General features: G+C 39.1%; 5 protein-coding genes, 1 tRNA gene and 1 pseudogene. 3 read left to right on the forward strand and 4 right to left on the reverse strand.

Annotated features, from left to right (window positions below):
* Together DYY66_RS14805 and DYY66_RS08725 are read right to left on the reverse strand one after the other, a co-directional pair.
* Nucleotides 1–242 (reverse strand): annotated as a pseudogene (locus tag DYY66_RS14805) (hypothetical protein); the annotation flags it as partial.
* A 35-nt stretch (nucleotides 243–277) separates the two neighbouring features.
* Complete coding sequence (locus DYY66_RS08725) at nucleotides 278–562, reverse strand: hypothetical protein (RefSeq protein WP_166288241.1); 285 nt, start codon at nucleotides 560–562, stop codon at nucleotides 278–280.
* A gap of 721 nt (nucleotides 563–1,283) precedes the next feature.
* Between DYY66_RS08725 and DYY66_RS08735 the strand changes: the two genes are divergently transcribed.
* On the forward strand, nucleotides 1,284–2,079 hold a 796-nt coding region (locus DYY66_RS08735), incomplete at its 3' end, for a radical SAM protein (protein ID WP_255496407.1).
* Nucleotides 2,080–2,253: 174 nt separating this feature from the next.
* Here the strand turns inward: DYY66_RS08735 and DYY66_RS08740 are convergent.
* Nucleotides 2,254–2,328: transfer RNA gene (locus DYY66_RS08740), tRNA-Val, on the reverse strand.
* 513 nt (nucleotides 2,329–2,841) lie between these two features.
* On the opposite strand from DYY66_RS08740, the gene DYY66_RS14810 reads away from it, so the two are divergent.
* The coding region (locus tag DYY66_RS14810) for a glycosyltransferase (protein ID WP_304515758.1) at nucleotides 2,842–3,332 on the forward strand (491 nt) is incomplete at its 3' end.
* Nucleotides 3,333–3,591: 259 nt separating this feature from the next.
* Here the strand turns inward: DYY66_RS14810 and DYY66_RS08750 are convergent.
* Nucleotides 3,592–3,750: a hypothetical protein gene (locus DYY66_RS08750; protein ID WP_166288247.1), complete on the reverse strand. Its 159-nt coding sequence runs from the start codon at nucleotides 3,748–3,750 to the stop codon at nucleotides 3,592–3,594.
* A 123-nt stretch (nucleotides 3,751–3,873) separates the two neighbouring features.
* Here DYY66_RS08750 and DYY66_RS08755 point away from each other — a divergent pair, with 123 nt between their 5' ends.
* Nucleotides 3,874–4,137: a hypothetical protein gene (locus DYY66_RS08755; protein ID WP_166288250.1), complete on the forward strand. Its 264-nt coding sequence runs from the start codon at nucleotides 3,874–3,876 to the stop codon at nucleotides 4,135–4,137.
* Nucleotides 4,138–4,756: the final 619 nt, after the last annotated feature.

Raw genomic sequence — 4,756 nt, forward strand, 5'->3', positions numbered from 1 at the left:
AGCTCTGCCTTGTCCACCTGGCCTGTTTCAAGGAGATATTTTTTCTTGTTGTCAATGTAATAGAGTGAGCCAAAAGTGGAAAAATATACAACATAATCAACGCCAAGACTTATGGTTGCGTTGACATAGTTTTGTTGATTTGAAAACAACTGTGCAACTATTGCAGAGATTACAATCGATGCGAGAAATCCTAAAAGAATGTTCTTGTTTAGTCGTAGGTATTCCTTGTACTGCTGTTTCATGAATTGATTTTATTTGTCTTACAATTAAATCAAATCTATTGCAGAGTTATTCTCAAAAATATTAGCACACCTGCAAGCTCTGCCACATGCACTGCCAACAAGTACGGCAACAATGCTGCACCATAAAGTTCCATCATTGTAAAGTATGCATAGACTCCAACTAGATTGTGTAAAAACAAGAGGCCTGCAAAAAATATCATTCCCAGAGGCAGCTGTGCCTTGGTTCTCGAATACATTTTGGCAAAAACACCTATGAGCACTCCAAGAGCTACCATGTTAGCCCCAGACACAATTGTACTTGCAGTCATCAACGGTTCCATTTGAAAGGACTTGGCTCCGCTTTGCTTATTTACTTTTTTCCAATTTGCTTACAATTTCATCAAAGACTTGCATGTTTACCTCAAGAAACGTAGATATGAAAAATGTCGCACCATACTTGTCTCCCACTCGAGTTATCAGATTATTTTTTTCAAGAACCCCCACGTGATGCTGTATTGCCTTGTAATCTAGATTCATTTCCTTGGCAAGTTGATTTGCGTTAAGCGGTCTATCTCGTATATGAGAGATGAAGCGAATTCTGTTTAGGCCTCCTTTTGAGCCCATAAATACAAACCACAGTAGACGCTTGGNGTTTGCGTTAAGAGGTTTGTCTCGTATATGAGAGATGAATCGAATTCTGTTCAGGCCCCCTTTTGAGCCCATAAATACAAACCACAAAAGACGTTTGGCGTATGGATCTGTAGGCATGATGCTTGTGTATTATTCAGTTAATTAATAGATCTTTATTTGTTTGACCCTAAATCCATGTAAAATAATGTAACCATGGCAAGGAAAAGAAAAATTATTTCCCATCACATGAGCGAATAACTGATAAGATAGATCAAGGCTAGTGATTGTATGNTATGCTTGTGTATTATCAGTTAATTATTAGATCTTTGTTTGACCCCCAGATCCATGGAATTAATGCACTGTCCAAAAGGGAAAATTATTTCCCATCACTTGATCGAATAACTGATAAGATAGATCAAGGCTAGTGATCGTATGCTAGATTATGATTATCCATTGTACAGGCCTCCGTCTGAAGCCAAGTCTCTAATTTTTCAGGTCACACTAGGTTGTTCATTTAACAAATGTTCATACTGTAACATGTACCGCTCAAAGGAATATTCTGAGAGACCATGGGAAGAGATCAAGATGGAGATTGACCTTGCCTCAAAACACATGCCCTACAGTACTAGAATATTTCTGGCAGACGGTGATGCATTAAACTTGTCAACTGAAAGAATGCTACAAATTCTGGACTATCTGCGAGAAAAGTTTCCAAACTTTGAGCGCATATCATGCTATGCCATGCCACAAAACATCATGAAAAAATCTCCAGAGGATCTCAAAAAGCTGTATGCTGCAGGACTAACAATGTTTTACATTGGAATAGAAAGTGGTTCGGATACAATTCTCAAAAAAGTTACCAAAGGTGCAACAGGTCAGACAATTATAAAATCATGTCAAAAGGCAAAAGATGCTGGATACACCATATCCTGCATGGTCATTTTGGGCCTTGGTGGAAAGACATACTCAAAGAACCACATAGAGGAGACTGCCAAAGTACTAAGTGCTTCTGCACCTCATTATGTCGGAGCCCTGACTCTGCATTTAGAAGATGGGATACGTGACGAGTTTCTTACAAAATTCAAGGAACCATTTTTGCCAATTGATGATTCGGAAGCTTTAGGGGAACTTGAACTGTTGATATCAGAAATAGAACCAAGTAGCCAGGTGGTCTTTCGCGCAAATCATGGATCAAATGCTTATCCAATAGGCGGAACTTTTCCGCAAGNTTAGGGCATGCCACAAGAGACATTGCTATTTCCCAAGGTCTTGGCAACATATCAAAGAGATTTGTAAGCGGAGGTGCTNTTTCCACAAGACAAGCAATCCATGTTGCAAAAAATTTCATATCTCAGAGACCATCCAGAATTGTGCAGACCTATTGGCCTTAGAGGATTTTAAGTGGGTCCACAGGGATTTGAACCCTGGATCTTCGCCGTGTAAGGGCGACGTCATAACCGACCTGGACTATGAACCCATGCAAGCTCCGATTTAAAATGCATTTAAACTTTGAGAATCACTTGAAATAAAAATAAAGAAATTGCATACAACCGCATACATGTTAGATCTAGTTTTTTTCTCAAGCCCAATAGGACTAGGGCATGCCACCCGAGACATTGCCATTTCTCAGGACCTTGGTAACATATCAAAGAGATTTGTAAGTGGAGGTGCTGCACCTTCACTTATTTCACAAAATGGGTTTGATGTAGATAACCTGTACAAGCCTCCCCCATTTGAGGTACAAAACGGCAGACTGCAACAGCCACTCAGATGGCTCTTCAAGTATTATTCATACTACAAGGAGTGCAAAGCAATTTCATCTGAAATACTTGATACATATCACCCAAGACTTGTTACAAGCGATGAAGATTTTGCATCCCTAGTGGTAGCACAAGACAAGGGAATCAAGACCATTTTGGTAACTGACATACTCAAGACAAATTTTGCAAGAGGCATTGGTTCTGTCATTGAAAAACAAATGAACAGGTCAATGGGAAACATCATCAAAAAATGCGATCTTGTGATTTTGCCAGAAAATGGTACAAGCGAAGACAATTTGGTCAGGGTGGGACCAATTGTAAGAAACACATCACAATCAAGGGAACAATTACGGGAGAAATTTTCATTCCACAAGAAAACAATTGTTGTAAGCATCGGTGGAACTGATTCTGGAAGATTTTTGATTGAAAAAATCCTTGAGATACATCCAAAGATCAACCAGGAGTTTGAGATTGTGATTGTGAGCGGTCCTTCATTTAAGACAAATCACAAAGACATCAGAAATATGGGATTTGTGAACAACTTGCATGAAATAATATTTGCATCAGACTTGGTGGTCTCACTTGCTGGAAAATCAACTATTGATGAGTCAAGACACTATGGAACACCTGGAATATTCATTCCAATAAAGGGCCATTTTGAACAAGAGGAAAATGCAAGGGAGTTTGGATATACACATGAAGATATTTTTCGTCTTGACAANCGAGTCAAGACACTATGGAACTCCAGGAATATTCATTCCAATAAAGGGCCATTTCGAACAAGAGGAAAATGCAANTGGAATATTCATTCCAATAAAGGGTCATTTCGAACAAGAGGAAAATGCACGAGAGCTTGGATATACACATGAGGATGTTTTTCATCTTGATAGACTAATCCAAGAAAAAATTGATGAAAAACGAAACCCACGACCTTTTGATGGGGCAAAAAAGGCGTCAGATCTTATAAAAAAATTCTTGGCCTAGTTGTTTTGTTGAAAATCAATACAGCCTGTGATTTCTTTGCAGAGTGACTCGTTGTGAACAAGACCTACGTCTGGAATGAATTGTAAGATGTGATTGGTGTTCTTGTCTCGGAATAACTCGCCCTGAATGACATAATTTTCGGGTTTTATGGACATCAGCGAAATTATCTAGTTTTAAGATTTAAGCAATGCGTAGGATTTATGCAGTCAAGCTTTGTAGAGTGGGCCATGAAAACATCCAATACTTTATAGAAGGACGGAGGCAGAGTTAACCAAGTTTTGGAAAATCTGGTTGTTTCAAAATTTGGTGGCAGTGCAGTAGGTGTAGACGGCATACTGATACCAACTATAATCAAAAGGATTAACGAGTTAAAAAAAGACTCGAAGGTAATTACGGTTTTTTCTGCACCCCTTACAACATACAATGAAAAACAGAGATCGCTTACAGATATCGCACTTGAGATTGGACGCAGTGCAGAAAAAGGAGAAAATCTAGGCACTGAAATTCTAAGAAAACCATATCAAAAAATTTCGAGATGGTAGACAAGTCACTTCAAGACGACTGCAACAGAACCATCAACTCTTTTTTGGAAAAAGCCGAGTCTATCCTAGCAGAGGTTCTACAAAAAAGGGAATTTGCTAATGAAACAAGGGCAANCACAGGTTCTACAAAAAAGAGAATTTGCTAATGAAACAAGAGCGAGATTGCTTGCATATTCAGGCGAAATCTTGNCTCTTTTCTGGCAAAAGCCGAGTCTGCCCTAGCAGAGGTTCTGCAGAAAAGAGAGTTTGCTAATGAAGCAAGGGCAAGATTGCTTGCATATTCAGGTGAAGTCTTGATGTCTCACGTAATGAACTATGTACTAAAAAGTTCTGGTATAAAATCAGAGGTCATTTCATTTGACATATGGCCCATAATCACTGACAATAACTTGGAATCTGCAAACTTTCTTGCTTCCGAGTCAACAGAGAGGATGGAGGGGGTCGAGAAACTGCTTGAAAGAAACGACGNTTGGAATCGGCAAACTTTCTTGCTTCAGAGTCAATAGAGAGAATGGCAGGGGTGGAGAAATTGCTGGAAAGAAATGATGTTTTGTCAATTGGAGGGTTCATTGGAAAAACAATAGAAGGCATAGAAACTACATACGAAAGAGGTGGCTCT

Origin of the sequence: Candidatus Nitrosotalea sp. FS (genome assembly GCF_011319475.1) — an archaeon.
GTDB lineage: Archaea > Thermoproteota > Nitrososphaeria > Nitrososphaerales > Nitrosopumilaceae > Nitrosotalea.

Excerpts from the sequence above, each read along its gene's own strand:
- DYY66_RS08725 (WP_166288241.1), bottom strand. The coding sequence starts at position 562 with ATGGAACCGTTGATGACTGCAAGTACAATTGTGTCTGGGGCTAACATG.
- DYY66_RS08750 (WP_166288247.1), bottom strand. The coding sequence starts at position 3,750 with ATGTCCATAAAACCCGAAAATTATGTCATTCAGGGCGAGTTATTCCGA.